Annotated in this window: 23 protein-coding genes, 1 pseudogene and 1 other annotated feature; of the genes and pseudogenes, 18 read left to right on the top strand and 6 right to left on the bottom strand. The window is 54.0% G+C overall.

What is annotated here, in order from left to right:
* The first annotated feature begins 168 nt into the window (after positions 1–168).
* On the top strand, positions 169–489 hold the full coding sequence (gene yecR / locus QLG09_RS02230) for a YecR family lipoprotein (RefSeq protein ID WP_072034176.1): 321 nt from the start codon (positions 169–171) through the stop codon (positions 487–489).
* 26 nt (positions 490–515) lie between these two features.
* Here the strand turns inward: yecR and QLG09_RS02225 are convergent, their stop codons facing one another.
* The 3 genes from QLG09_RS02225 to rnm form a co-directional block, all read right to left on the bottom strand.
* Entirely contained in the window at positions 516–776 is a 261-nt protein-coding gene (locus QLG09_RS02225) for a hypothetical protein (RefSeq protein ID WP_049023364.1), read from the bottom strand.
* Positions 777–1,574: 798 nt separating this feature from the next.
* Positions 1,575–2,195, bottom strand: a complete 621-nt coding sequence (locus QLG09_RS02220; protein ID WP_003856793.1) for an L-threonylcarbamoyladenylate synthase — start codon at positions 2,193–2,195, stop codon at positions 1,575–1,577.
* Positions 2,192–3,085 (bottom strand): RNase AM, encoded by an 894-nt coding sequence (gene rnm / locus QLG09_RS02215; RefSeq protein WP_152691350.1) that lies wholly within the window; start codon positions 3,083–3,085, stop codon positions 2,192–2,194. Before rnm ends, QLG09_RS02220 begins: the two co-directional genes overlap by 4 nt.
* A gap of 148 nt (positions 3,086–3,233) precedes the next feature.
* Positions 3,234–3,328 (top strand) — a sequence feature (Trp leader region).
* A 26-nt stretch (positions 3,329–3,354) separates the two neighbouring features.
* Between rnm and QLG09_RS02210 the strand changes: the two genes are divergently transcribed.
* From QLG09_RS02210 to trpA, 5 genes are read left to right on the top strand one after another with little or no spacing between them, the layout of a single operon-like run.
* The gene (locus tag QLG09_RS02210) at positions 3,355–4,917 is read left to right on the top strand and encodes an anthranilate synthase component 1 (RefSeq protein ID WP_025203978.1); all 1,563 of its coding nucleotides are present in this window, start codon (positions 3,355–3,357) and stop codon (positions 4,915–4,917) included.
* Entirely contained in the window at positions 4,917–6,512 is a 1,596-nt protein-coding gene (gene trpD, locus QLG09_RS02205) for a bifunctional anthranilate synthase glutamate amidotransferase component TrpG/anthranilate phosphoribosyltransferase TrpD (RefSeq protein WP_014170382.1), read from the top strand. Before QLG09_RS02210 ends, trpD begins: the two co-directional genes overlap by 1 nt.
* 3 nt (positions 6,513–6,515) lie before the next feature.
* A complete protein-coding gene (trpCF, locus tag QLG09_RS02200) occupies positions 6,516–7,874 on the top strand; it encodes a bifunctional indole-3-glycerol-phosphate synthase TrpC/phosphoribosylanthranilate isomerase TrpF (protein ID WP_049023367.1) in 1,359 nt (452 codons plus the stop codon).
* Positions 7,875–7,884: 10 nt separating this feature from the next.
* The gene (gene trpB / locus QLG09_RS02195) at positions 7,885–9,078 is read left to right on the top strand and encodes a tryptophan synthase subunit beta (RefSeq protein ID WP_020882431.1); all 1,194 of its coding nucleotides are present in this window, start codon (positions 7,885–7,887) and stop codon (positions 9,076–9,078) included.
* Complete coding sequence (gene trpA, locus QLG09_RS02190) at positions 9,078–9,887, top strand: tryptophan synthase subunit alpha (RefSeq protein ID WP_014170385.1); 810 nt, start codon at positions 9,078–9,080, stop codon at positions 9,885–9,887. The genes trpB and trpA overlap by 1 nt, the downstream gene beginning before the upstream one ends.
* 43 nt (positions 9,888–9,930) lie before the next feature.
* Here the strand turns inward: trpA and QLG09_RS02185 are convergent, their stop codons facing one another.
* Both QLG09_RS02185 and QLG09_RS02180 read right to left on the bottom strand, forming a co-directional pair.
* Complete coding sequence (locus QLG09_RS02185) at positions 9,931–10,959, bottom strand: alcohol dehydrogenase catalytic domain-containing protein (RefSeq protein ID WP_152691360.1); 1,029 nt, start codon at positions 10,957–10,959, stop codon at positions 9,931–9,933.
* 25 nt (positions 10,960–10,984) lie between these two features.
* Positions 10,985–11,761 (bottom strand): SDR family oxidoreductase, encoded by a 777-nt coding sequence (locus QLG09_RS02180; RefSeq protein ID WP_020882429.1) that lies wholly within the window; start codon positions 11,759–11,761, stop codon positions 10,985–10,987.
* A gap of 176 nt (positions 11,762–11,937) precedes the next feature.
* On the opposite strand from QLG09_RS02180, the gene QLG09_RS02175 reads away from it, so the two are divergent.
* The 8 genes from QLG09_RS02175 (at position 11,938) to QLG09_RS02140 (ending at position 17,487) form a co-directional block, all read left to right on the top strand.
* Positions 11,938–12,852, top strand: a complete 915-nt coding sequence (locus tag QLG09_RS02175) for a LysR substrate-binding domain-containing protein (RefSeq protein WP_279259538.1) — start codon at positions 11,938–11,940, stop codon at positions 12,850–12,852.
* Between the two features lie 216 nt (positions 12,853–13,068).
* Positions 13,069–13,350, top strand: a complete 282-nt coding sequence (locus QLG09_RS02170) for a hypothetical protein (RefSeq protein WP_014170391.1) — start codon at positions 13,069–13,071, stop codon at positions 13,348–13,350.
* Positions 13,351–13,388: 38 nt separating this feature from the next.
* The gene (locus QLG09_RS02165; RefSeq protein ID WP_014170390.1) at positions 13,389–13,733 is read left to right on the top strand and encodes a carboxymuconolactone decarboxylase family protein; all 345 of its coding nucleotides are present in this window, start codon (positions 13,389–13,391) and stop codon (positions 13,731–13,733) included.
* A 43-nt stretch (positions 13,734–13,776) separates the two neighbouring features.
* Complete coding sequence (locus QLG09_RS02160) at positions 13,777–14,460, top strand: cupin domain-containing protein (protein WP_078774421.1); 684 nt, start codon at positions 13,777–13,779, stop codon at positions 14,458–14,460.
* A complete protein-coding gene (locus QLG09_RS02155) occupies positions 14,457–15,560 on the top strand; it encodes an FAD-dependent oxidoreductase (protein WP_282488716.1) in 1,104 nt (367 codons plus the stop codon). The genes QLG09_RS02160 and QLG09_RS02155 overlap by 4 nt, the downstream gene beginning before the upstream one ends.
* Positions 15,561–15,733: 173 nt before the next feature.
* The gene (locus QLG09_RS02150; protein WP_032678298.1) at positions 15,734–16,090 is read left to right on the top strand and encodes a cyclophilin-like fold protein; all 357 of its coding nucleotides are present in this window, start codon (positions 15,734–15,736) and stop codon (positions 16,088–16,090) included.
* Positions 16,091–16,198: 108 nt separating this feature from the next.
* A complete protein-coding gene (locus tag QLG09_RS02145; protein WP_240485692.1) occupies positions 16,199–16,696 on the top strand; it encodes a cupin domain-containing protein in 498 nt (165 codons plus the stop codon).
* Positions 16,697–16,782: 86 nt separating this feature from the next.
* Positions 16,783–17,487: a carboxymuconolactone decarboxylase family protein gene (locus QLG09_RS02140; protein WP_282488715.1), complete on the top strand. Its 705-nt coding sequence runs from the start codon at positions 16,783–16,785 to the stop codon at positions 17,485–17,487.
* Positions 17,488–17,562: 75 nt separating this feature from the next.
* On the opposite strand, the gene QLG09_RS02135 is transcribed toward QLG09_RS02140, so the two are convergent.
* Positions 17,563–18,462, bottom strand: coding sequence for a LysR family transcriptional regulator (locus tag QLG09_RS02135; protein WP_014170396.1), 900 nt, complete (start codon positions 18,460–18,462; stop codon positions 17,563–17,565).
* A gap of 266 nt (positions 18,463–18,728) precedes the next feature.
* Between QLG09_RS02135 and QLG09_RS02130 the strand changes: the two genes are divergently transcribed.
* The 4 genes and pseudogenes from QLG09_RS02130 to QLG09_RS02115 all read left to right on the top strand — a co-directional run bounded on the left by QLG09_RS02130 (position 18,729) and on the right by QLG09_RS02115 (position 22,077).
* Positions 18,729–19,493, top strand: coding sequence for a glucose 1-dehydrogenase (locus QLG09_RS02130; RefSeq protein ID WP_282488714.1), 765 nt, complete (start codon positions 18,729–18,731; stop codon positions 19,491–19,493).
* A 143-nt stretch (positions 19,494–19,636) separates the two neighbouring features.
* Entirely contained in the window at positions 19,637–20,506 is an 870-nt protein-coding gene (locus QLG09_RS02125; protein ID WP_063156494.1) for an aldo/keto reductase, read from the top strand.
* 314 nt (positions 20,507–20,820) lie between these two features.
* Positions 20,821–21,241, top strand: a pseudogene (locus tag QLG09_RS02120) (hypothetical protein).
* Positions 21,163–22,077: a mechanosensitive ion channel domain-containing protein gene (locus QLG09_RS02115; protein ID WP_224212623.1), complete on the top strand. Its 915-nt coding sequence runs from the start codon at positions 21,163–21,165 to the stop codon at positions 22,075–22,077. The pseudogene QLG09_RS02120 and the gene QLG09_RS02115 overlap by 79 nt, the downstream one beginning before the upstream one ends.
* Positions 22,078–22,144: the final 67 nt, after the last annotated feature.

The raw sequence follows: 22,144 nt of genomic DNA, 5'->3' as shown, positions 1-22,144 counted from the left end.
GAACGAGCTTCGACCATACGACAGCTAACATTACTCATGCAAACACTAACCCAGAAGAAAAAATGCAATAGACTACAGAAAAGCAATAAGAATCCACTTAATTTTTATGAAGTTATGTTTTAACATTGCAGACGCTTCAAAATAAAACAATCAATTGGGATGATTTCTATGCGCAAAGGTTTATTGGTGTTGGTAGCTACAACTCTGCTTCTCTCTGGGTGTGCTGTACAGAAACAACTGGTTCCTACTGGTGGTAGCAAAGCCGATGGGACTGTAAAAATGAGCTATTCTTTCGGGATGTTCGAATCCCCTAAAGTGAACGTTCAGCAAGGCGCTCAAGCAGCAGCACAGCGTTGCGCTGCATGGGGCTATTCTGGTGCAGAGCCGTTCGGCGGTTATACTTCAGTTTGTTCTCAACCATCCTCAAGCGGATGTATGGAAACAATGGTCACAATGGAGTATCAATGTACTGGTGACTTGAAGAAATAACATAAGGGGGCATAGCCCCCTTTTAGTTATACAGTCCACGGATTTGTTTGCATTTTTCTCATTTTGTATTCGATGCCACACACGGTGAAAGTCAGTTTTTCAGTGTCGATCACTCCCTCAACTTCTTTGTAGTCGAAGGGGAATTTCACTTTATTGTCGTTGATTTTGTACAAGCCGCCTGGGATATTGGGGCCATGGTTGACCTGCAAATAATCTCCCTTGACTGTCCAACGTCCTTCTACCTGGTATTCAATAGCACTACCATGATCAGTGAAGTAAATGCTCATGATGATTCCTTATGGTCAGAGTTCACCTTTCAGTGGATGTTCTCTCGTCCATCCAGCAACGCTACGTGATGTCACATAACAAATCAGTAAATCAGCGGAAGAGCGCGAAGTGACAAACTTTACTTTCGATGAAGCAACACTTCGAGATGTTACCTCACACCATAGCCCATCCATACCTTGAGACACACTGCGAGACTCAACTCTACATACCAACAGATCGGCTACTGATCTTGAACCGACCACACAAACAGCAATATCGGCAGCACTACGGCTGCCCACTTCACATATCCACGCCATAGACACTACTCCTCGTTGTTTTTATCCCCGTTATCTTGCCGCATTGATTCTATAAACTCCCGTTGCTCCTGTGTGAGTGCAAGCTCATCCAGCAAGCAATCTAACTCTTCTTTGGGTGATTCCTTTTGAATCTGTCTGTTCCCGATAGCCATGCTCACCCTTGATTCATTAGGATTAATCTCAGGGTATAAAGAGTGCAGAAAATGCGCAACTAACAGATTTTGGACAATAGAAGCCAAGAAGCCTGTCCGTATTAATACCGAGTATTAGACCGTACCAACGAAGACATGAACGGCAGGGGAAAGGTGTACATACATGATGAGAGTCGAGAGGCGGCTAACGGCTGTCACACAGGGTGGTAACAACCATTAACCGAAATATATTAACTCATTGATTATAAATGATTTAATATTTATCTTGCGCGCCTTCACAGGCGTCGAATCAGGTCAAAAGAGGGCTCAGCCCTGCTTTGATGGCCGCGTAGTATATCTGCTTACACCCTTACAAGAAAGGCTTAACATCACCCACGCCTTCACGAATTACTTCTGGCGCATCTTCGGTTAAGTCAACAACGGTGGTTGGCTGCTGACCAAGGTAGCCGCCATGAATAATCAACTCGACCACCTTTTCCAGACGGTCTTTAATCTCTTCGGGATCGGATTCGGTGAACTCGCTCCCAGGCAACATTAAAGAGGTCGAAAGCATCGGCTCGCCGAGGGTTTCCAGCAGCGCCTGCGCAATCGGGTTGGACGGTACGCGCATCCCGATGGTTTTACGCTTTTCCTGTAACAGTCGGCGCGGCACTTCCTTGGTTCCTTTAAGAATAAAGGTGTAGTTGCCCGGCGTGTTATTTTTGATCAGACGAAACGCCACGTTATCGACATACGCGTAGGTCGACAGTTCAGAAAGATCGCGGCACATCAGGGTAAAGTTATGGCCGTCCGGCAGCTGACGAATGCGGCAAATGCGCTCCATCGCCCCTTTGTCTTCAATTTTACAGCCCAGCGCGTAGCCAGAATCGGTCGGGTAGACAATCACGCCGCCTTTGCGAACGATCTCCACGGCCTGATTAATTAAGCGTGGCTGCGGGTTATCCGGATGAATATAGAAAAACTGACTCATACTTCCCTCTCTTCAATTTTCTGCGGCTGTTCCCAGAGCTGCCAGACGGGCTCAACGCCTGCGGGCAACCAGAGCTTGCGTCCCAGCTCGATCCACGCACAGGGCTGATGGAAATCCGACCCCTGCGAACCCAGCAGACCGAACTGACGAGCGTAGGTCGCAAGCTGCGCACGCTCATTGGGCGCCTGCTGACACTGGGCGACTTCCATCGCCTCACCGCCACATTCGGCAAAGTGTGCCAGCAGTCTTTTCAGCCACTTAGCAGAAAGATTATACCGCCCCGGATGGGCGAGCACGGCCTTACCGCCAGAATGATGAATGACATCAATAGCTTGTTTTATTGTACACCACTGTGGCGGAACGTAACCGGTTTTCCCGCGTGCCAGATATTTTTTAAACACGTCCGCCATCGTTGTGGCTTTGCCCGCCTCAACCAGAAAACGGGCAAAATGGCCGCGCGTCACCGCCCCACCGTTTGCCAGTTTCTGTGCACCTTCCAGCGCTCCGGGAATATGCGCTTTTTCCAGTCGCTCACCAATCATTTCGGCGCGTTCGTTGCGGCGCGATTTTTGTTCGTGCAAAAATGCACGCATTGCCGGATGTTCAATATCGATATTGAGGCCAACAATGTGAATTTCGTGATTTTCCCAGACGGTCGAAATTTCGACGCCGGGCACCAGATTCAGCGCCAGTCCGCTGCGGGCAATTTCGGCGCGCGCCGCGGGAATAGCATCTGTCGTATCGTGATCGGTTATCGCCAGCGTGCCAACACGCATTTCAACGGCGCGATGAACCAGGGCTTCGGGTGTCAGCAGGCCATCAGAGGCCTGAGTATGGCTGTGTAAATCATAAATTACGGCGTAGGTGGTATCGCTCAAAGCACTTCCCATAGCAGGTTAAAGACATCCGAAACCCCTATGATAACGGCTTGGCGCGAAATTCTGAAATCAAGGGTTGACAACTTGTCATCGAACTAGTTAACTAGTACGCAAGTTCACACGAGAAAGGTATCTGAAAATGACAGCACATTTCACTCTGCACGGTTGGTGGCGCACATCCTGATTATCGGGCAGTGTCACACGTCTGCGAAATGCAAACAGATACCCAGCCCGCGACTAAGCGGGCTTTTTTTTTGAACAGAATAAATGAGAACAACATAATGCAAACAGCCAAACCACACCTCGAATTGCTGACCTGCGAGGCGGTCTATCGCCACAACCCAACCGCGCTGTTTCATCAGGTCTGCGGTGCGCGTCCGGCGACGTTGCTGCTGGAATCCGCAGATATTGACAGTAAAGACGATCTTAAGAGCCTGCTGCTGGTCGACAGCGCATTGCGCATTACCGCGCTGGGTGACACTGTCACGATTAAGGCGCTCTCTGAGAACGGTGCCGCGCTGCTCCCACTGCTGGACGCCTCCCTCCCAGCGGGCATCGAGAATGAACGTCACCCGGAAGTGCGGGTACTGCATTTCCCGCCGGTCAGCCAACTGCTGGACGAAGATGCACGCCTCTGTTCTTTGTCAGTCTTCGATGCCTTCCGCCTGCTGCAAAACCTGGTCTCGGTACCAGAAGATGAACGCGAAGCGATGTTCTTTGGCGGGCTGTTTGCTTACGATCTGGTCGCCGGTTTCGAAGACCTGCCGGAAACCGAACAGGGCAACCGCTGCCCTGACTACTGCTTCTACCTGGCCGAGACCCTGCTGGTGATCGACCATCAGAAAAAATATACCCGTATTCAGGCGAGCCTGTTCACGCCATCCGTGACCGAAAAAACACGTCTTGAGCAGCGTATTGCTCAGCTGCAACAGCAAATGACCGAAGCGCCACCCGCACTGCCGGTTCAGCATGTAGAGAAGATGACCTGTGAGGTTAACCAGACCGACGATCAGTACGGTGCCGTGGTGCGTCAGATGCAAAAGGCGATTCGCGCCGGGGAAATTTTCCAGGTCGTCCCGTCCCGTCGTTTCTCACTGCCCTGCCCGTCGCCGCTGGCGGCCTATGACGTGCTCAAAAAGAGCAACCCAAGCCCGTATATGTTCTTTATGCAGGACAACGAGTTCACCCTGTTTGGTGCGTCACCGGAAAGCTCCCTGAAATACGACGCCACCAGCCGCCAGATCGAGATCTACCCGATTGCCGGTACACGTCCGCGCGGGCGTCGCGCCGATGGCTCTCTGGATCGCGATCTCGACAGCCGTATCGAACTGGAAATGCGCACCGACCACAAAGAACTCTCCGAGCACCTGATGCTGGTTGACCTGGCGCGTAACGATCTGGCCCGCATTTGTACTCCCGGCAGCCGCTATGTGGCTGACTTAACGAAAGTCGACCGTTACTCCTTCGTGATGCACCTGGTCTCCCGCGTGGTGGGTGAACTGCGCAACGACCTCGACGTGCTGCACGCCTATCGCGCCTGCATGAACATGGGCACCCTGAGCGGTGCGCCGAAAGTCCGTGCGATGCAGCTTATCGCCGCCGCCGAAGGGCGTCGTCGCGGCAGCTATGGCGGTGCGGTGGGTTATTTCACCGCGCACGGTGACCTTGATACCTGCATCGTTATCCGCTCTGCCTATGTTGAAGACGGCATTGCCACCGTCCAGGCGGGCGCCGGGGTGGTTCTTGATTCTGTTCCGCAGTCTGAAGCTGACGAAACGCGCAATAAAGCTCGCGCGGTATTGCGCGCCATCGCTACCGCACACCATGCACAGGAGATTTTCTGATGGCTGACATTCTGCTGCTCGATAACATCGACTCCTTTACCTATAACCTGGCAGATCAGCTGCGTGCGAATGGTCACAACGTCGTTATCTATCGTAACCACGTGCCGGCGCAAACCCTGATTGAGCGTCTGGCAACCATGCAAAACCCGGTGCTGATGCTCTCTCCTGGCCCCGGCGCCCCCAGTGAAGCGGGCTGTATGCCTGAACTGCTGACCCGTATGCGCGGCAAGTTGCCTATTATCGGCATCTGCCTGGGGCATCAGGCGATTGTTGAAGCCTATGGCGGATACGTCGGCCAGGCGGGTGAAATCCTGCACGGTAAAGCCTCCAGCATTGAACATGACGGTCAGGCGATGTTTGCCGGGCTGCCGAATCCGCTGCCGGTGGCGCGCTACCACTCGCTGGTCGGCAGCAACATCCCGGCAGGCCTGACCATTAACGCCTCGTTCGAAGGCATGGTGATGGCCGTACGTCACGATACCGATCGTGTCTGTGGGATGCAGTTCCATCCGGAGTCAATCCTCACCTCTCACGGCGCGCGTCTGCTGGAACAGACCCTGGACTGGGCGCTGCAGAAACTGGAACAGACCAACACCCTGCAACCTGTTCTGGAAAAATTGTATCAGGCACAGACCCTGAGCCAGCAGGAGAGCCACCAGCTCTTCTCCGCCGTGGTTCGCGGTGAACTGAAGCCTGAACAACTGGCGGCCGCGCTGGTGAGCATGAAAGTTCGCGGTGAAAGCCCGCAGGAAATTGCCGGTGCGGCAACGGCGCTGCTGGAAAATGCCGCCCCGTTCCCGCGCCCGGACTATATGTTTGCGGATATTGTCGGTACCGGTGGTGACGGCAGCAACAGCATCAATATCTCCACCGCCAGCGCCTTCGTGGCGGCTGCCTGTGGTTTGAAAGTGGCAAAGCACGGTAACCGCAGCGTCTCCAGCCGGTCGGGATCGTCAGACCTGCTGGCCGCATTCGGCATCAATCTCGAGATGAACGCCGAACGTTCGCGTGAAGCCCTGGACGACCTGGGCGTCTGCTTCCTGTTTGCGCCGAAATATCACACCGGTTTCCGCCATGCGATGCCGGTTCGCCAGCAGCTTAAAACCCGCACGCTGTTTAACGTGCTCGGCCCGCTGATCAACCCGGCCCATCCGCCGCTGGCGCTGATTGGCGTCTACAGCCCGGAGCTGGTTCTGCCGATTGCAGAGACCCTGCGCGTGCTGGGTTATCAACGTGCCGCGGTGGTTCACAGCGGGGGAATGGATGAAGTGTCGCTGCATGCGCCAACGCTGGTGGCCGAACTGCGCGACGGTGAAATCCTGAGCTATCAGCTGGAGGCGAGCGACTTTGGTTTAACGCCTTACCATCAGGAAGCGCTGGCGGGCGGCACGCCTGAAGAAAACCGTGACATTCTGACGCGCTTATTACAAGGTAAAGGAGAGGTCGCCCACGAGGCCGCCGTGGCTGCCAACGTCGCGATGCTGATGCGTTTACACGGCGAGGAAGATCTCAAAGCCAACGCACAAAAAGTTCTGAACGTACTGCGCTCAGGTGCAGCTTACGATCGCGTTACCGCACTTGCGGCAAGAGGGTAAAGAATGCAGACCGTTTTAGCGAAAATCGTTGCCGATAAGGCCATCTGGGTGGAAGCACGTAAAGCACAGCAGCCGCTGGCCAGCTTCCAGAATGACGTTGTCCCGAGCAGCCGTCGTTTCTATGATGCTCTGCAGGGCGCACGCACCGCGTTTATTCTTGAGTGCAAAAAAGCGTCCCCGTCGAAAGGCGTTATCCGTGACGATTTCGATCCGGCGCGAATTGCCGGTATCTACAAACATCATGCGTCAGCCATCTCCGTGCTGACGGATGAGAAGTATTTCCAGGGCAGCTTCGATTTCCTGCCCGTTGTCAGCGGGATCGCGCCACAACCGATCCTGTGCAAAGACTTTATTATCGACCCGTATCAGATCTGGCTGGCACGCTTTTACCAGGCCGATGCCTGCCTGCTGATGCTCTCAGTGCTGGATGACGAACAGTATCGCCAGCTCGCTGCGGTCGCGCACAGTCTGAACATGGGCGTGCTGACCGAAGTGAGCAACGAAGAGGAGCTGGAACGCGCCATTGCGCTGAAAGCCAAAGTGGTCGGCATCAACAACCGCGATCTGCGTGACCTGTCGATTGACCTGAACCGCACGCGCCAGCTTGCGCCGCGTCTGGGCTCTGGCGTCACCGTGATCAGTGAATCCGGTATTAACAGCTACGCTCAGGTCCGCGAGCTGAGCCATTTCGCCAACGGTTTCCTGATTGGTTCTGCAATGATGGAACATGACGATCTCAATGCCGCGGTGCGCCGCGTACTCTTGGGTGAAAACAAAGTGTGCGGCTTAACCCGTGAAGAGGATGCCCTGGCTGCGTATGACGCCGGTGCGATTTACGGCGGGCTGATTTTTGTCGCCTCTTCCCCGCGCGTGGTGACCGAAGCGCAGGCGCGTCAGGTGATGACGGCAGCGCCACTCAGCTATGTGGGGGTCTTTCGCAACGCGGATATCGCCGACGTGGTAGCAAAAGCCGAAGCGTTATCTCTGCATGCGGTACAGCTTCATGGCAACGAAGATCAGGCCTATATCAATGCCCTGCGCAGCGCACTGGCACCTCAGGTGCAAATCTGGAAAGCGCAGAGCGTGGGCGACAGGTTGCCTGAGCGTAACCTGAATCATGTTGATAAATACGTACTCGATAATGGCCAGGGCGGCACGGGACAGCGTTTTGACTGGTCCCTGTTGCACGGCGAAGTGCTGGACAATGTTTTGCTGGCGGGTGGACTTAGCCCGGATAACTGCGTGGAAGCCGCCAAAGCGGGCTGCGCGGGCCTCGATTTCAATTCAGGCGTAGAGTCGCAACCGGGCATCAAAGATGCCAGTAAGCTGGCCTCGGTATTTAAAACTCTGCGTGCATATTAAGGAAGAGAAGATGACGACATTACTAAACCCCTATTTTGGTGAGTTCGGCGGGATGTACGTCCCGCAAATCCTGATGCCCGCCCTGCGCCAGCTGGAAGAAGCGTTCGTGAGCGCGCAGAAAGACCCGGCGTTTCAGGCTGAGTTTACCGACCTGCTGAAAAACTACGCTGGCCGTCCAACGGCCCTGACGAAATGCCGTAACCTGACCGAAGGCACCAAAACCACGCTGTATCTTAAGCGTGAAGATTTGCTGCACGGCGGTGCGCATAAAACCAACCAGGTGTTGGGTCAGGCGCTGCTTGCAAAACGGATGGGTAAAACCGAAATCATCGCTGAAACTGGCGCAGGCCAGCACGGGGTGGCATCAGCCCTTGCCAGCGCCCTTCTCGGTCTGAAATGCCGCATTTACATGGGCGCAAAAGACGTTGAGCGCCAGTCACCTAACGTATTCCGTATGCGTCTGATGGGCGCTGAAGTGATCCCGGTGCACAGCGGCTCCGCGACGCTGAAGGATGCGTGTAACGAAGCGCTGCGCGACTGGTCTGGCAGCTATGAAACCGCGCACTATATGCTCGGCACCGCTGCAGGCCCGCACCCGTTCCCGACGATTGTGCGTGAATTCCAGCGCATGATTGGCGAAGAGACCAAAGCGCAGATCCTGGAAAAAGAGGGTCGCCTGCCGGATGCGGTGATCGCCTGCGTTGGCGGTGGCTCTAACGCTATCGGCATGTTCGCTGATTTCATCGACGAAACCAGCGTCGGGCTGATTGGCGTTGAACCTGCAGGCCACGGGATTGAAACCGGTGAGCACGGCGCACCGTTGAAACATGGTCGCGTGGGGATTTACTTCGGTATGAAAGCGCCGATGATGCAGACCGATGACGGCCAGATTGAAGAGTCATACTCTATCTCGGCAGGCCTGGATTTCCCTTCCGTTGGGCCTCAGCATGCCTTCCTGAACAGTACCGGTCGTGCGGACTACGTTTCCATTACCGATGACGAAGCCCTGGAGGCGTTTAAAACGCTCTGTCGCCACGAAGGGATCATTCCTGCCCTGGAGTCCTCTCACGCCCTGGCGCATGCGCTGAAAATGATGAAAGAGAACCCGGAAAAAGAGCAACTGCTGGTGGTTAACCTTTCCGGTCGCGGTGATAAAGACATCTTCACCGTTCACGATATTTTGAAAGCACGAGGGGAAATCTGATGGAACGCTACGATAACGCATTTGCAGCACTGAAATCTCGCCAGGAAGGCGCGTTCGTTCCCTTCGTGACGCTGGGTGATCCGGGTCCTGAGCAGTCGCTGAAAATTATCGACACCCTGATTGAAGCCGGTGCCGACGCGCTGGAGCTGGGTATTCCGTTTTCCGATCCTCTGGCCGATGGCCCGACTATCCAGAACGCAACGCTGCGGGCATTCGCGGCCGGTGTCACTCCGGGGCAATGTTTCGAGATGCTGGCCGCTATCCGCCAGAAGCACCCGACCATTCCGATTGGCCTGTTAATGTATGCCAACCTGGTCTTCAGTCGCGGTATTGATACCTTTTATGCAGAATGCGCGCGCGTGGGCGTTGACTCGGTGCTGGTGGCAGACGTACCGGTTGAAGAATCTGCGCCGTTCCGCCAGGCGGCGATGCGCCATAATGTGGCACCTATCTTCATCTGCCCGCCAAACGCCGATGATGAACTGCTGCGCCAGATTGCCTCTTATGGTCGCGGGTATACCTACCTGCTCTCCCGTGCGGGTGTAACCGGCGCGGAGAACAAAGCGGCGCTGCCTCTGCATCATCTGGTCGAGAAGCTGGCTGAATACCACGCGGCCCCTCCGCTGCAGGGCTTTGGGATTTCATCTCCCGATCAGGTCACGGCGGCAATTGACGCTAACGCAGCCGGTGCAATCTCAGGCTCCGCTATCGTTAAAATCATTGAGAAGAACGTGGACAAACCAGAGCAAATGCTGGCTGAGCTGAAAACGTTTGTGAGCGCAATGAAAGCGGCAACGCGTAAAGCGTAACCTCTCCACCGTCTGGCTCCCCGCCAGACGGTGTTTCTGCCGATTAGTTATCCGGGTTCATCGTAAGCACTATCCGGTAGCGCGCCTTTCCCTGCCGTAACCTGTCGAGCGCCTCATTTGCCTGTTCAAAGGGCATCAGCTCTGTGACTGGCAGCGTCTGAAAAAGGTGGCTGAAACGCAGTGCGCGTTCGGTTTGCGACGGGGTGCTGACAAATGAACCAGTCAGGGTGCGTTCCGCGCCAATCATCATACCCGGCATGACCTGCAACGGTGTGCGTCCGGCACCCAACAGGATCGCTTTTCCTCTGGGGGCCAGGGCTGGCAATAACGCTGAAACCGCGTCTGCATCCGGGGCAGTGGCCACAATAATCTCGACACCGCCTTCCGCTCTCAGCCGTTCCGCCGCGTTTTCCGTCTGCGCATCGATATAGTGATGAGCGCCCAGCTGTAAAGCGTCATGCGCCTTTTCACTGCCGCGCGCAATCACGATAACCTCAAACCCCATCCTCCGGGCGTACTGAATCGCCATATGGCCTAAGCCACCAATACCGAGAATAGCCACCCTGTCTCCCGCGCTGGCACCGGATTGACGCAACGCGTTAAAGGTTGCCGTACCGGCGCACAAGATCGGGGCCGCGTGAACAGAAGTGAGCGCTGAAGGAATGGCAATCAGCGCGGTATGGCGGATAACAACATACTCGGCGTAACCTCCGTCACAGCTCAGCCCCGGCGTTAGCTGATTTTCACACAGGTGAAAAAGCCCGTTACGGCAAGGCGGGCAATGCTGGCAATATCCCCCAAGACGCCCGACGCCCACGCGCTGACCGGTGTGCCAGATCCCGGGAACTGCAACTCCTTTCCGGGTAATATGGCCCATAATTTCATGGCCCGGAATGCGCCCGGGCTGCCCCGCTTCCGGTACCTTCTCCGCATCCTGAAGATCGGCACCACAAACCCCGCATACCTCAATTTTAATCAGTACGTCCTCGGGTCCCGGCTCGGGCAACGGTCTGACGACCATTTCAAGCACGCCCGGCGAGGAAATCTGCATAGCACGAAAAGTTTTATTCACGGTATCACCTGTGATGAGCGGTGTATTATGCGTTACGGCCAGCCATGACGCCGCCGTCAATGTCCCAGATTGCGCCGGTGACCCAGCCTGTCTTGTCAGAAAGCAGGAAGGCTACCGTTTCAGCCACATCGCCCGGCGTACCCACGCGGCCAATCGGATGGAAGCTGTCGAAGCTGTTCATCACCTCTTTTACATCGTCTTTCGGGATGAAGCCTTCATAAATTGGCGTGTGAACAACGGCCGGAGACACGGCATTGACGCGAATGCCTTTCCCGCCCAGCTCAATAGCCAGGTTTTTGGTCCACGCATGCAGGCCGGCTTTCGCCATGGAATATGCGGAAGACGGCGTGGCCCCGATGGCCTGCTGTGCCCACATAGAGCCGATATTGACGATGGAGCCTTTAATACCGGCATCAATCATATTGCGCACCACATCACGGGTGATGAAGAAGGTCGCGCGGTTGATGCTCATGTACATGTCGTAATCTGACGCTTCATGTTCAGTAAATGGTTTCGGGAAGAACACGCCAGCGGCATTGACCAGCAGGCTGATGTCTTTGTGTTCAGCATTGAGGGTATTCATCACGTGCTGCATACCCTCTTCTTTCATCAGGTCGGCCACGATGATGGATACCGGCCCGTCGACCGCCAGCGCCTGACGAGCCTGCTCCGCTTTGTCCTTGCGGTTCCCCACCAGCACCACGCTGCCACCGTTTTTCAGAACCCGCTTCGCCGTTTCGAAGCCCATACCGCTTGTACCACCGACCACTAACAGCTTTTTACCGGCAAAAGATGCGTTCATTGCTAACCTCTTTTAAAACATTTGGTTGTCATTGATGAAAAGCCTCGCTCCTCATCGTGTGCATCCAGAATGCCACCCTGCATCAGGGTTGACGACTGAGAAGAAATTGCGACACAGGAAAGAAAATCTTCTTCGCTCAGGTATACTGAAAGAAAGAATAAATCGGAGTACCTGCAATGCGTTCCCTGAACAGACTTAAATGGCTACATGCTTTTGAAGCGACCGCCCGTCACGGTAGCTTTACCGGTGCGGCACAAGAGCTTGGCGTGACGCCTGCCGCAGTGGGCCAGCTTGTTCGTTCGCTCGAAGACTGGGTTGGTCACCCGCTGCTTCGCCGTACGCGGTCGGGTAAGGAGCGTCTGACGCTGGTGGATGAGGCTCAGGATGCGCTGCAGGACATTACGCAGGGCCTGGACAAGCTGGAAAGCGGGTTAAACAAACTGCGCGGACGTCGCGCACGTTCTGTCGTGGTCGTCACCGCCTCTCAGGTATTAATGATGAACTGGCTGATGGAGCGTCTTAACCGGTTCTCAGAAACACATGACACAATCGATCTGCGGCTTAACGTCACGGAAAAGCTGATGGACGTATCGCACGGCGAGGCGGATATCGGCATTCGCTGCGGACAGGGAGACTGGCCCGGCGTGAATAAAACCTGGCTGATGGATGAAGAGGCGGTGCTGGTCTGTAGCCCCCGCCTGGTGCCTCCGGAGAAAATTGCCTGTGGTGACTGGCTCGCCACGCAGAAGCTGATCCACGATGACACGCCGCACCCGGGCGCGAATTTTCCCTCATGGGATGACGTTCTCCGTACCGTCAATGCCCCTGGCGCGCTGGAAAGGAGGCTGCATATTAACTCCACTTCCGCGGTTATTCTCTCGGCCCTGAGCGGCCGGGGGGTGGCGATTGTGCGTCACGCGCTGGTGAAACAGCTGATTGAAACCGGGCAACTGGTTCAATTGCACCCAGACCATCGCTGGCCGTTAACATGGTCTTACTACCTGGTGACCCCGCAGCACACCGCCATGCGTGAAGAAGTAAAAATATTTCACGACTGGCTTCTTCATGACGTGGTCTCTGACAATCCATAACCCCCCCTTTTTTAAGCATCATGCGGCAAGGGTCATCGCGTACCGGCATGGTGCTTCTCTCTTCAGACGCCCGACATAGTTTTTCTTTTCTGCAACGCAAGATTAACTGATTTGTTGAAGATAACCGGCTTTCTCATAATCGCCCTCAACGAACGGTAAAGCAGGCCGGTACCTTATCCGGCCGCCTTGCCTTAACCCTGAGCGAAGGAGAGAACGATGGCTTATCTGCAAATCAGCCTTGATATCAGTAATGAAAACCGTGCGGCAGCCGCCGGGGTCTACCAGCAATACAAAACCCCGTTCCTGACCACCATCGACGGTGCCACCTCTAAAGAACTGCTTGTTCGTGACGAGGACGTACAGGTCCTGCACGGATTTAAAACCGTGTCCCAGGCACAGGCGTATCTCAGCAGTCCGCTTTTCACCCAGGATGTCGTTGAAGCACTGAAACCGTATCTGAACAGCGCGCCTGAAATCCGCATTTACGACGTCCTGTAACGGGCATTTTCTGAAACCTACACGTACCGGAGCTATGAATGTTTTTAAACTGGAATGAATATCGCACCAGCCTGCTGGCCACCGTCGGGAAATTTGCCAGACTGCAGCCTGAATTTATGAAAGGCTTACAGCAGATGGATAAAGGGGCTTCTGAAAATCAGCACCTTGATCCCAAGACCCACGAACTGATTGCGCTGGCTGTTGCCGTTACCACTCGCTGTGATGGTTGCCTGGCGGTACATGTGGAAGCTGCGGTTAAGAAAGGCGCAACGCGTGAAGAGATAGCTGAAGCGCTTTCCGTTGCCATCAGTCTGAACGCCGGTGCTGCGTTAACCTACACCGCCCGGGCTCTGGATGTTTTTGACAACCTGCCAACAAAATAAACCTGTATACGGCACCGCCTGCGGTGCCGTTTAATGACTGACTATGATGTTACTGAATTCTGATTTTTCACAGCGAGCCATCATTACTCCTGATGACTACCGCTGGGTGCCGTCCCCGCAGCCCGGTGTGGAGCGCGTCATGCTTGATCGCATTGGCCGCGAGCAGGCCCGCGCAACCAGCCTTGTCAGGTATGCCCCTGATTCTGTGTTTCCTGAGCACACCCACCCCGGCGGAGAAGAGATTCTGGTGCTGAGCGGTACCTTTACGGAAAACGGAACCGATTATCCGGCTGGCTGGTATCTGCGCAGCCCGGACGGCTCGTCGCATCGACCGTCCAGTCGTGACGGCACCACCCTTTTCGTTAAGTTGCGTCAGTTCGCCGCCGAAGAACTGGAACCGGTCAGGATCAATACCAACGAGGCGAGTCGCTGGCACGGCCAGCCGCACAGACTCATTTGTCCCCTGTTCGCAAGCGTAGCGGAAACCACCCAGCTTCAGAGGATCGCACCGGGTGAACGACTCTTCTGCGCTCCGCTCGCCGGAGGAGCCGAGCTCCTGCTTCTCGAAGGGGAAATCAGCGCACCGGAAGGTCGTTACCCGAAAGGAAGCTGGCTCAGATTTCCTGAAGGCGATTTGCCGGCGCTGACGGCCGCCGCCTCAGGGGCACTTTTTTATCTTAAAACGGGACATCTCAGCCCGACCACACTGACCGGAGCGATACCATGAAAGGCAGCGTTATTATCATTGGTGCGGGTGTCAGCGGCCTGTATGCGGGCACACTGCTTGAAAAAGCGGGATTGGATTACGTGATACTGGAAGCGAGGAAAAGAACCGGCGGTCGCGTGCTTTCAGGTCAGGCGTTAGCAAACACGCCTGATGGGGTTCATGTGGACATGGGCGCGACCTGGTTCTGGCCGGAAATTCAGCCTGACTTCTCACACCTGGTACATCAACTTGGATTAACGCCTCTCCCTCAGGGGCGACCGGGGGATATGCTTTATGAACGCCAGACGACGTCCCCTGCGCAACGTTATCCTGCCTATGTGACATCACCGGAGTCGTTCAGGCTTCAGGGTGGAATGCAGACGCTGACGAGCGCATTAACACGCCAGATCCCGGCGCAGAAGATTAAGTCAGACCATCAGGTGGTTTCCATTTCCCGTCTCGGCGAGGGTATGCAGGTCGCGACGCAGTCCGAAACGGGCGAAGGCTCACTTTTCACCGGTGAACACGTTTTCCTCGCCCTGCCTCCCGCGCTGGCAGCAAAATTGACGTTCGAGCCGGCATTGCCGGAGCAGGTACTTTCACAGTGGCGTAAAACGCCGACCTGGATGGCGCCTCACGCAAAATATGTCGCCCTGTACCATGCCGACTTTTTGCAGGCACAGCATCTCTCCGGTGATGTAAGCAGCCGTGTGGGTCCGATGGTTGAAATACACGATGTGTCAGAGCCCGATACCGGCAAAACGGCTATCTTTGGTTTTATTGGCGTACCGGCAAAATCGCGATGGACGGTGAGCGAGGCCGAACTCAAGCGACTGTGCCGGGAGCAACTGGTGCGACTCTTCGGAGAAGACGCGGCAGAGCCTGAAGCCGAGTGGATAAAAGACTGGGCCGCCGATCCGTTTACGACGACAGAATTTGACCTGCAGCAGGACGTCGGGCACGCACAGCCGCAACAGATTCCGGCGCAGGAAGAATGGGCTGATAAATTAACCGGGATTGCCAGCGAATGGTCACCGCAATTTTCGGGTTATCTGGCCGGCGCAATTGACGCTGCTGCTGAAGGCGTTGGGCACTGGTTACGCCACGTTGCCAGACCCTGAGGCCTGTATCTGCCGATAACAAACATTTTGCTTCCCGGACCGGATTAATGAAATTTATTCATTTTTCTATTCTGATAACGCCTATTAACACGCGGTTTATTTCTGTTAAGAATAGTTGCCAATGACTGCAGACGATTGCCGGCTGGCGCAACGAACTCATACAGGAAAACCCGATGAAGATAAAAATTATACTGAACGACAAGACGCTGACCGCAACGTTGAATAGCAGCCAAACCAGTCGTGACTTTATCGCACTGTTGCCCCTTACGCTGCAGCTGAAAGATTATGCCGGGGAAGAGAAAATCAGCGATCTTCCTCGCCGCCTGTCCACGGCCGGCGCACCTGCGGGTACCGCGGCCGCTAAGGGTGATATCACGCTATATGCCCCATGGGGAAATCTGGCGATTTTCTATAAAGCACACGGATATGCGTCGGGATTAATTACGCTGGGGCAATTAGACGAACCGGATGCCTTGCCCGTATCACCTGCTGAATATACTGCCCGATTTGAGCTACTGACGGATAAGTAGCCGCCCGAATATGTATTTCCGGCACAGCCGGCAAATCTCATCACAACACATTTATTCCCTTCTCTTTTCCCGGTACCGGGTTTGCCGTTTCATTCACAACAGGAGAGTATGATGATCCGTTTCACCTCTGTAGCAGCATCACTATTGTTATTTGCAGGTATGTCCGCACACAGCGAAACCACCCCTTCAGCTCAAATGACCGTGTCTGAAACGGGCAGTCGCGCGACGATTGCCGAACCCGCTGACCACTTTACCGGACGTGCTTACATTGACCCCCTCTTCTCACCTGTCGCCCCGCAAAGAGCTGGCGCCGCGTATGTCACCTTCGTGCCCGGCGCACGTTCCGACTGGCATACCCATCCGCTTGGGCAAACACTGGTGGTCACGTCCGGGACGGGCTGGGTGCAGGAGTGGGGGCAGGAGCGAAAAACCGTGCACGCCGGGGATGTCATTCAATGCCCGCCAGGGGTTAAACACTGGCACGGCGCAACGGATAAAACCACGATGGTACATATGGCCATTCAGGAATCGAATGAGCAGGGACAAAACGTGAACTGGCTTGAAAAAGTCAGCGATGCGCAGTACCTGCAGGCGGGAGGGCATTAATGCTGAACAGAACCGTCCTGCTTATCGTTTCACTCTTATTGATTAACGGATGTGTCTCCCAGACTACTCAAAACAGGAGTTCGACAATGAAACCGGAAGACTCACGGGACGCTGTAACCCAGGTCGCGCCAGCAATGGCTGCCTATTCAGAACAGTTTATTGAAAAAGATCTCTGGAATCGCCCGGAACTGTCGCGACGCGATCGAAGCCTGGTGACGGTTGCAGCGCTGATCAGCCGCAATGATACGGCGGAACTTCCCCACTACCTCAACGTGGCGCTGGACAGCGGCGTAAAACCTGCGGAAATCTCAGAGACAATCACCCACCTGGCTTTTTACGCCGGCTGGCCGAACGCCACCTCTGCGGTGCTGATCACGCGTCAGCTGTTTGCGCAACGCCATATCGATACCGCTTCCTTGCCAGGCGGAAAGGTGGATTTCCTGCCGCTGGATGAAGAGTCGGAAAACAAGCGTGCCACGCTGGTTGAATCAAACTTTGGCAAGGTCTCGCCGGGCGTAGTGAAATACACGACCGACGCGCTATTCCAGAACCTGTGGCTCAGGCCCGGACTGGCGCCTCGGGACAGAAGTCTGATCACGGTCAGCGCGTTGGTCACTGCCGGCCAGGTGGCCCAGGTTCCTTACCATCTCAACCGCGCCATGGACAATGGTTTAACCCGGACCCAGGCGTCCGAAGTCCTGACGCAACTGGCCTTTGTGGCGGGCTGGCCCAATGTTTTCTCGGCGATGCCGGTCTTTAAAGAGGTGTTTGCCGGCAGGGATAATGCCTGACGTTTAGCCACGCAACTGTAAACGCCAGGCACCGGATGAGGGGCCTGGCTTTGCGTTGCTGACAAACGTCTCTCTTCAGGGATGTTTGTAATGGCGTAGCGCGTCGACCACCAGCTGGAATGCTTTCGATAGATTTCGGTTCTCGGGATAGTAAATATAATAGCCATCCCAGTAGGGGCACCAGTCGTCGAGCACGCTAATAAGCTCCCCACGGGCGATATGCTTTTCTGCGATATCACGCGGAACATGCGCCAGGCCGTACCCTTCCACTGCAGCCTGAAGGCACTGATAGATCCGGCTAAAGACCAGCTGGCCGGTGACTTTCACGTTCAGGCTTTTACCCTCTTTTTCAAATTCCCAGACGTATAAATTGCCATGCGTAGGAAACCGCAGGTTGATGCAGTTGTAATCAATCAGATCGTTAGGGTGCTGCGGCTGAGGATTGCGGGAAAAATAATCAGGTGAGCCGACCACGGCAAAACGGACATCCGGCCCAATACGCACGGAAATCATGCCGTTGGAGATCTGTTCCCCCAGACGGGTTCCTGCATCAAACCGCCCGGAAACAATATCCGTCAAGGCATAGTCATCAATCAGCTCCAGACTAATGTCAGGATATTCTTTAAGCAGCGGTTCCAGCTTCGGCCAGATAACAGACCCGATTGCATAATCTGACGTTGATATGCGCACCGTACCCGCGGGTTTGCTGTTGAGATCTTTCAGGGACTGCAAACGACCCTGAATACCATCAATGTAAGGCCCCAGGTCATCCAGCATGGACTGACCAATATCGGTTAACGCAATACTGCGCGTGGTGCGAGTCAGCAGTTTCATCCCCAGCCGAGATTCGAGGGTACGCATAGTATGGCTCAGGGCTGACTGCGACACGCCTAATTGGGCCGCAGCTTTGGTGAAGCTTTTTTCGCGCGCAACGGCAATAAAAGCCATTAAGTCATTAAGATTTTCTCGTGCCAATCTGGGCCTCTGATATCCGGAAAAAATGGGTGGCTGATTCATCCCAATACACTGTCTCTTCAGACGAAAAGCGTTCTGGCGGTATGGCGTTCATTATAAATGACGGCCGCCTGCGCTGTACGAGAAGCAGTCTATCTAATTTATGAAAATTCCTCATTACTGCATTTTGATTTAGTCAGTTTTAACAACATCACATTTCCCGCAGAATACTTTTACACAACGTGAGACGTCTTCATTGCACGTGATTCCACGGTAAGAGGTATCAAATGGTTAAGTATGATTTTAGTGGCAAGGTGGCGCTGGTCACCGGCGCGGCTTCCGGTATGGGGCTCGCGACCGTCAGGGCATTTTGCGAATCTGGCGCAACGGTGGTGATGGCGGATATTCGCGAGGATGCGTTATCTCGCGAAGCGGATGCGCTACTGGCTGAAGGGTATACCGTGAAACCCGTCGTCTGCGACGTGACTGACGAAGAGCAGGTCAGACGCATGATTGAGAACGCAGTACAGGCGTTTGGTCAGCTCGACGCCGCCTATAACAACGCCGGTATTCAGAGCCCCATTGCAGAAACCGCAGATGCCAGCGGCGAAGAGTTTGATCGCGTCAACGCGATTAACCTGCGGGGTATCTGGAACTGCATGAAATATGAGCTGCAACAAATGCGCCGTCAGAAAAGTGGCGCTATCGTTAACTGTTCGTCTCTGGGCGGGCTGGTCGGCATTGCCGGGCGCGGCGTTTATCATGCGACAAAGCATGGCGTCCTCGGGCTGACCAAAAGCGCAGCGCTGGAATATGCCGCACGTGGAATACAAATCAACGCCGTTTGTCCCGGCATTATCCGCACGCCAATGGTCGAAAATATGCTGAACAGCGAGCCTGACGCAATGGCCGAGCTCATGAAGCTGCAGCCAATTGGTCGCCTGGGCAAGCCCGAAGAGATCGCGCGCGCCGTCTTATGGTTGTGCAGTTCCGATGCCAGCTTCGTCACCGGACAGGCTCTGGCAATTGATGGCGGTTATACGGTTCAGTAATCAGATGTCATTCTGGTTTATTCCCGACAGGGTGTAGACCAGCGTATTCAGCGATTTGAAAGAATAAAGACGATTACCACGGGTTCGTCGTGGTTCTGTTTATACTTTTGAATGGTGTCTAAACAGGGTGGAGGAACTCTTCAGTGGAATATACAGTATTAAGCAACAACCTCAGAATGCCGATGGCGGGTTTTGGTGTGTTTCAGGTCACCGATAAAGAAGAATGTAAACAGTCAGTGCTGAGCGCCATTCGTACAGGCTATCGCCTCATTGATACCGCAGCAGTGTACGGCAATGAAGACGCCGTGGGCGATGCCGTTCGTGAAGCCATCGCTGAAGGTCTGTGTACCCGCGAGGAGTTATTTATTACCTCTAAGCTGTGGGTGCAGGACATGGCAAGCTACGAGACGGCCAAAGCAGGTATTGAGGCCTCGTTAAAAAAATCGGGATTAGACTATTTCGATCTCTACTTATTGCATCAGGCAATGCGTGATTATTTCAGCGCGTGGCGGGCTTTGGAAGATGCGTATGATGCCGGAAAGCTAAAAGCGATTGGCGTGTCTAATTTCTACGCCCACGTGCTCACCAACTTCTGTGAAACGGTCAGAATTAAGCCCATGGTAAATCAGGTGGAATTACACCCTTACTTTGCGCAATCTGACGCGCTCGAGACCATGAAATATTACAACGTTCAGCCAGAAGCCTGGGCACCACTTGGCGGCGGAAGGCACAAACCGTACGAAAATGAAATGCTCAAGGGGATTGCCGAAGCGCATCAAAAAACCATCGCTCAGATCATTCTGCGCTGGAATGTGCAACGTGGCGTTACCGTCATTCCTAAATCCACGCACCAGAACCGGATTGAAGAGAACCTGGCTATCTGGGACTTCTCTCTGACTGATGCCGAAATGGCGCAAATCAGTTCGCTCGACTTAGGCTATGTTGGCGATGCGGTTAAACACTTTAACCCTGAGTTTGTTCGCGGGTGTCTGGGTGTAAAAATCCACGACTAAGCGCGACGCGGCGTGCCACCCTCTTCCACTTCTGCAGAGAATGTAACGCCCCTCTCCCTGCTTCGGTACCGAACAGGGAGAGAATATATGTTTTAGCGATCCAAATGCTGAAGGTGGACATCGTCTGCTTTTATTGCCTGGAACGGTTCTGGAAATAAAGTTACCGACCGTAACAAAATAGGTCTGTGCGACTTAGGATTCAGGTCGTGGACTTGTCTGTACCGGATATGCCATTATATGATTTGGTTAAATCTTTGTATTTATCTTTTGAATAAGGTTAATACAAAATGGCATACTTATTCAGGCGATAAGCGATGGTGTACTTGGATTATTTATTAACATTTATAGAAAGCAATCCGGCTCTGGCCATTGGATTTAATCTTATTCTGTTGGTCATCTCAGGTTTCTTTGCGCACCTGATGTGCAAATTCCTGCTCATAAAAATCGTTCGTAAGGTTTTCTTTGCCAGCCATAAACAGGATGTCCCGCTGGAAAAAGATCGCCGCATAGCCGAAAAGCTGTCGAATTTCATTCCGGTTATTATCGTTTATTACGTCCTGCAGTTTATGCCCAATATGCCAGCATCGCTGGTGACGGCAATAAATACCATTTGTGGGATTCTATTCTTTATTTTTCTGTCGATTTTCTTCAATGAGATGCTGGATATTGTCAATAGCTCATATTTACGCAAGACGAAGCGTAAAAATCACTCTATCAAAGGCTATATCCAGATAGGGAAAATATTTATTCACGTCATTGCCGCGATCATGATCCTTGCCGTCATGTCGAATAAATCCCCCGCGATTATTATTTCCAGCCTCGGTGCCGTGGCGGCCGTGCTGATGTTAGTCTTTCAGCATACCCTGCTTTCGCTCGTTGCCAATATCCAGCTTTCGTCAAATGACGTCCTGCAGTTGGGGGACTGGATTGAAATGCCCGATAAGAACCTGAGTGGCGAAGTGACCGACATTGCGCTGCACACCATTACTATCCGTAACTGGGATAACACGATCTCGCGTATCCCGACCAAAAACTTTCTGACCGAAACGTATACCAACTGGCAGGCCATGTTTTCGTCAGGCGCACGCCGGATTATGCGCAGCACCACGATCGATCAGCACTCCGTTACATTTCTCACGCAGGAAACGTTGGCCCCGATGCTGGCCCTGCGCGGCACGAATGAACCACTGGCAAAACTCATCGACGGGCGTGATCCCCTGGGCGTACCGGACAGTTGGTTTATGGATAATGGCCTGACAAATTTAACGCTTTTTCGGCACTACCTGATGGCCTGGCTCGCCGATCGGCCTGATATTATCAAAGATATGTATATTGTGGTTAGAACGCTGAAGCCTACGCCGTCGGGTATTCCCCTGGAAATTTATTGCTTTACCTCTTCCGTACTGTGGATGGAGTATGAAAATACTCAGTCAGCGATATTTGAATACATCACCGCTGTCGCTGGTCAGTTCTCGCTCCGCTTATATCAGTATCCGGCAGGACATGATTTCTGGCGTTTATCACAGGAACACAGCCTTCGGGACCGCACCCCACCTCCGGGTGAAGGTTAAGCTTTTTTTGAAAACAGGCCGGTCAAACGGAATAATAGACAGCCTATCACCATCCTGAAGCCATAAA

The sequence above is a fragment of the Enterobacter sp. V89_11 genome (genome assembly GCF_029967775.1).
GTDB classification, from domain to species: Bacteria; Pseudomonadota; Gammaproteobacteria; order Enterobacterales; family Enterobacteriaceae; genus Enterobacter; species Enterobacter ludwigii.
The sequence above is the reverse complement of the archived record's forward strand: the minus strand, read 5'-3'. Positions and strand labels throughout refer to the sequence as shown.

Excerpts from the sequence above, each read along its gene's own strand:
- yecR (WP_072034176.1), top strand. The coding sequence starts at position 169 with ATGCGCAAAGGTTTATTGGTGTTGGTAGCTACAACTCTGCTTCTCTCT.
- QLG09_RS02225 (WP_049023364.1), bottom strand. The coding sequence starts at position 776 with ATGAGCATTTACTTCACTGATCATGGTAGTGCTATTGAATACCAGGTA.
- QLG09_RS02220 (WP_003856793.1), bottom strand. The coding sequence starts at position 2,195 with ATGAGTCAGTTTTTCTATATTCATCCGGATAACCCGCAGCCACGCTTA.
- rnm (WP_152691350.1), bottom strand. The coding sequence starts at position 3,085 with ATGGGAAGTGCTTTGAGCGATACCACCTACGCCGTAATTTATGATTTA.
- QLG09_RS02210 (WP_025203978.1), top strand. The coding sequence starts at position 3,355 with ATGCAAACAGCCAAACCACACCTCGAATTGCTGACCTGCGAGGCGGTC.
- trpD (WP_014170382.1), top strand. The coding sequence starts at position 4,917 with ATGGCTGACATTCTGCTGCTCGATAACATCGACTCCTTTACCTATAAC.
- trpCF (WP_049023367.1), top strand. The coding sequence starts at position 6,516 with ATGCAGACCGTTTTAGCGAAAATCGTTGCCGATAAGGCCATCTGGGTG.
- trpB (WP_020882431.1), top strand. The coding sequence starts at position 7,885 with ATGACGACATTACTAAACCCCTATTTTGGTGAGTTCGGCGGGATGTAC.
- trpA (WP_014170385.1), top strand. The coding sequence starts at position 9,078 with ATGGAACGCTACGATAACGCATTTGCAGCACTGAAATCTCGCCAGGAA.
- QLG09_RS02180 (WP_020882429.1), bottom strand. The coding sequence starts at position 11,761 with ATGAACGCATCTTTTGCCGGTAAAAAGCTGTTAGTGGTCGGTGGTACA.
- QLG09_RS02175 (WP_279259538.1), top strand. The coding sequence starts at position 11,938 with ATGCGTTCCCTGAACAGACTTAAATGGCTACATGCTTTTGAAGCGACC.
- QLG09_RS02170 (WP_014170391.1), top strand. The coding sequence starts at position 13,069 with ATGGCTTATCTGCAAATCAGCCTTGATATCAGTAATGAAAACCGTGCG.
- QLG09_RS02165 (WP_014170390.1), top strand. The coding sequence starts at position 13,389 with ATGTTTTTAAACTGGAATGAATATCGCACCAGCCTGCTGGCCACCGTC.
- QLG09_RS02160 (WP_078774421.1), top strand. The coding sequence starts at position 13,777 with ATGATGTTACTGAATTCTGATTTTTCACAGCGAGCCATCATTACTCCT.
- QLG09_RS02155 (WP_282488716.1), top strand. The coding sequence starts at position 14,457 with ATGAAAGGCAGCGTTATTATCATTGGTGCGGGTGTCAGCGGCCTGTAT.
- QLG09_RS02150 (WP_032678298.1), top strand. The coding sequence starts at position 15,734 with ATGAAGATAAAAATTATACTGAACGACAAGACGCTGACCGCAACGTTG.
- QLG09_RS02145 (WP_240485692.1), top strand. The coding sequence starts at position 16,199 with ATGATGATCCGTTTCACCTCTGTAGCAGCATCACTATTGTTATTTGCA.
- QLG09_RS02140 (WP_282488715.1), top strand. The coding sequence starts at position 16,783 with ATGAAACCGGAAGACTCACGGGACGCTGTAACCCAGGTCGCGCCAGCA.
- QLG09_RS02130 (WP_282488714.1), top strand. The coding sequence starts at position 18,729 with ATGGTTAAGTATGATTTTAGTGGCAAGGTGGCGCTGGTCACCGGCGCG.
- QLG09_RS02115 (WP_224212623.1), top strand. The coding sequence starts at position 21,163 with ATGCTGGATATTGTCAATAGCTCATATTTACGCAAGACGAAGCGTAAA.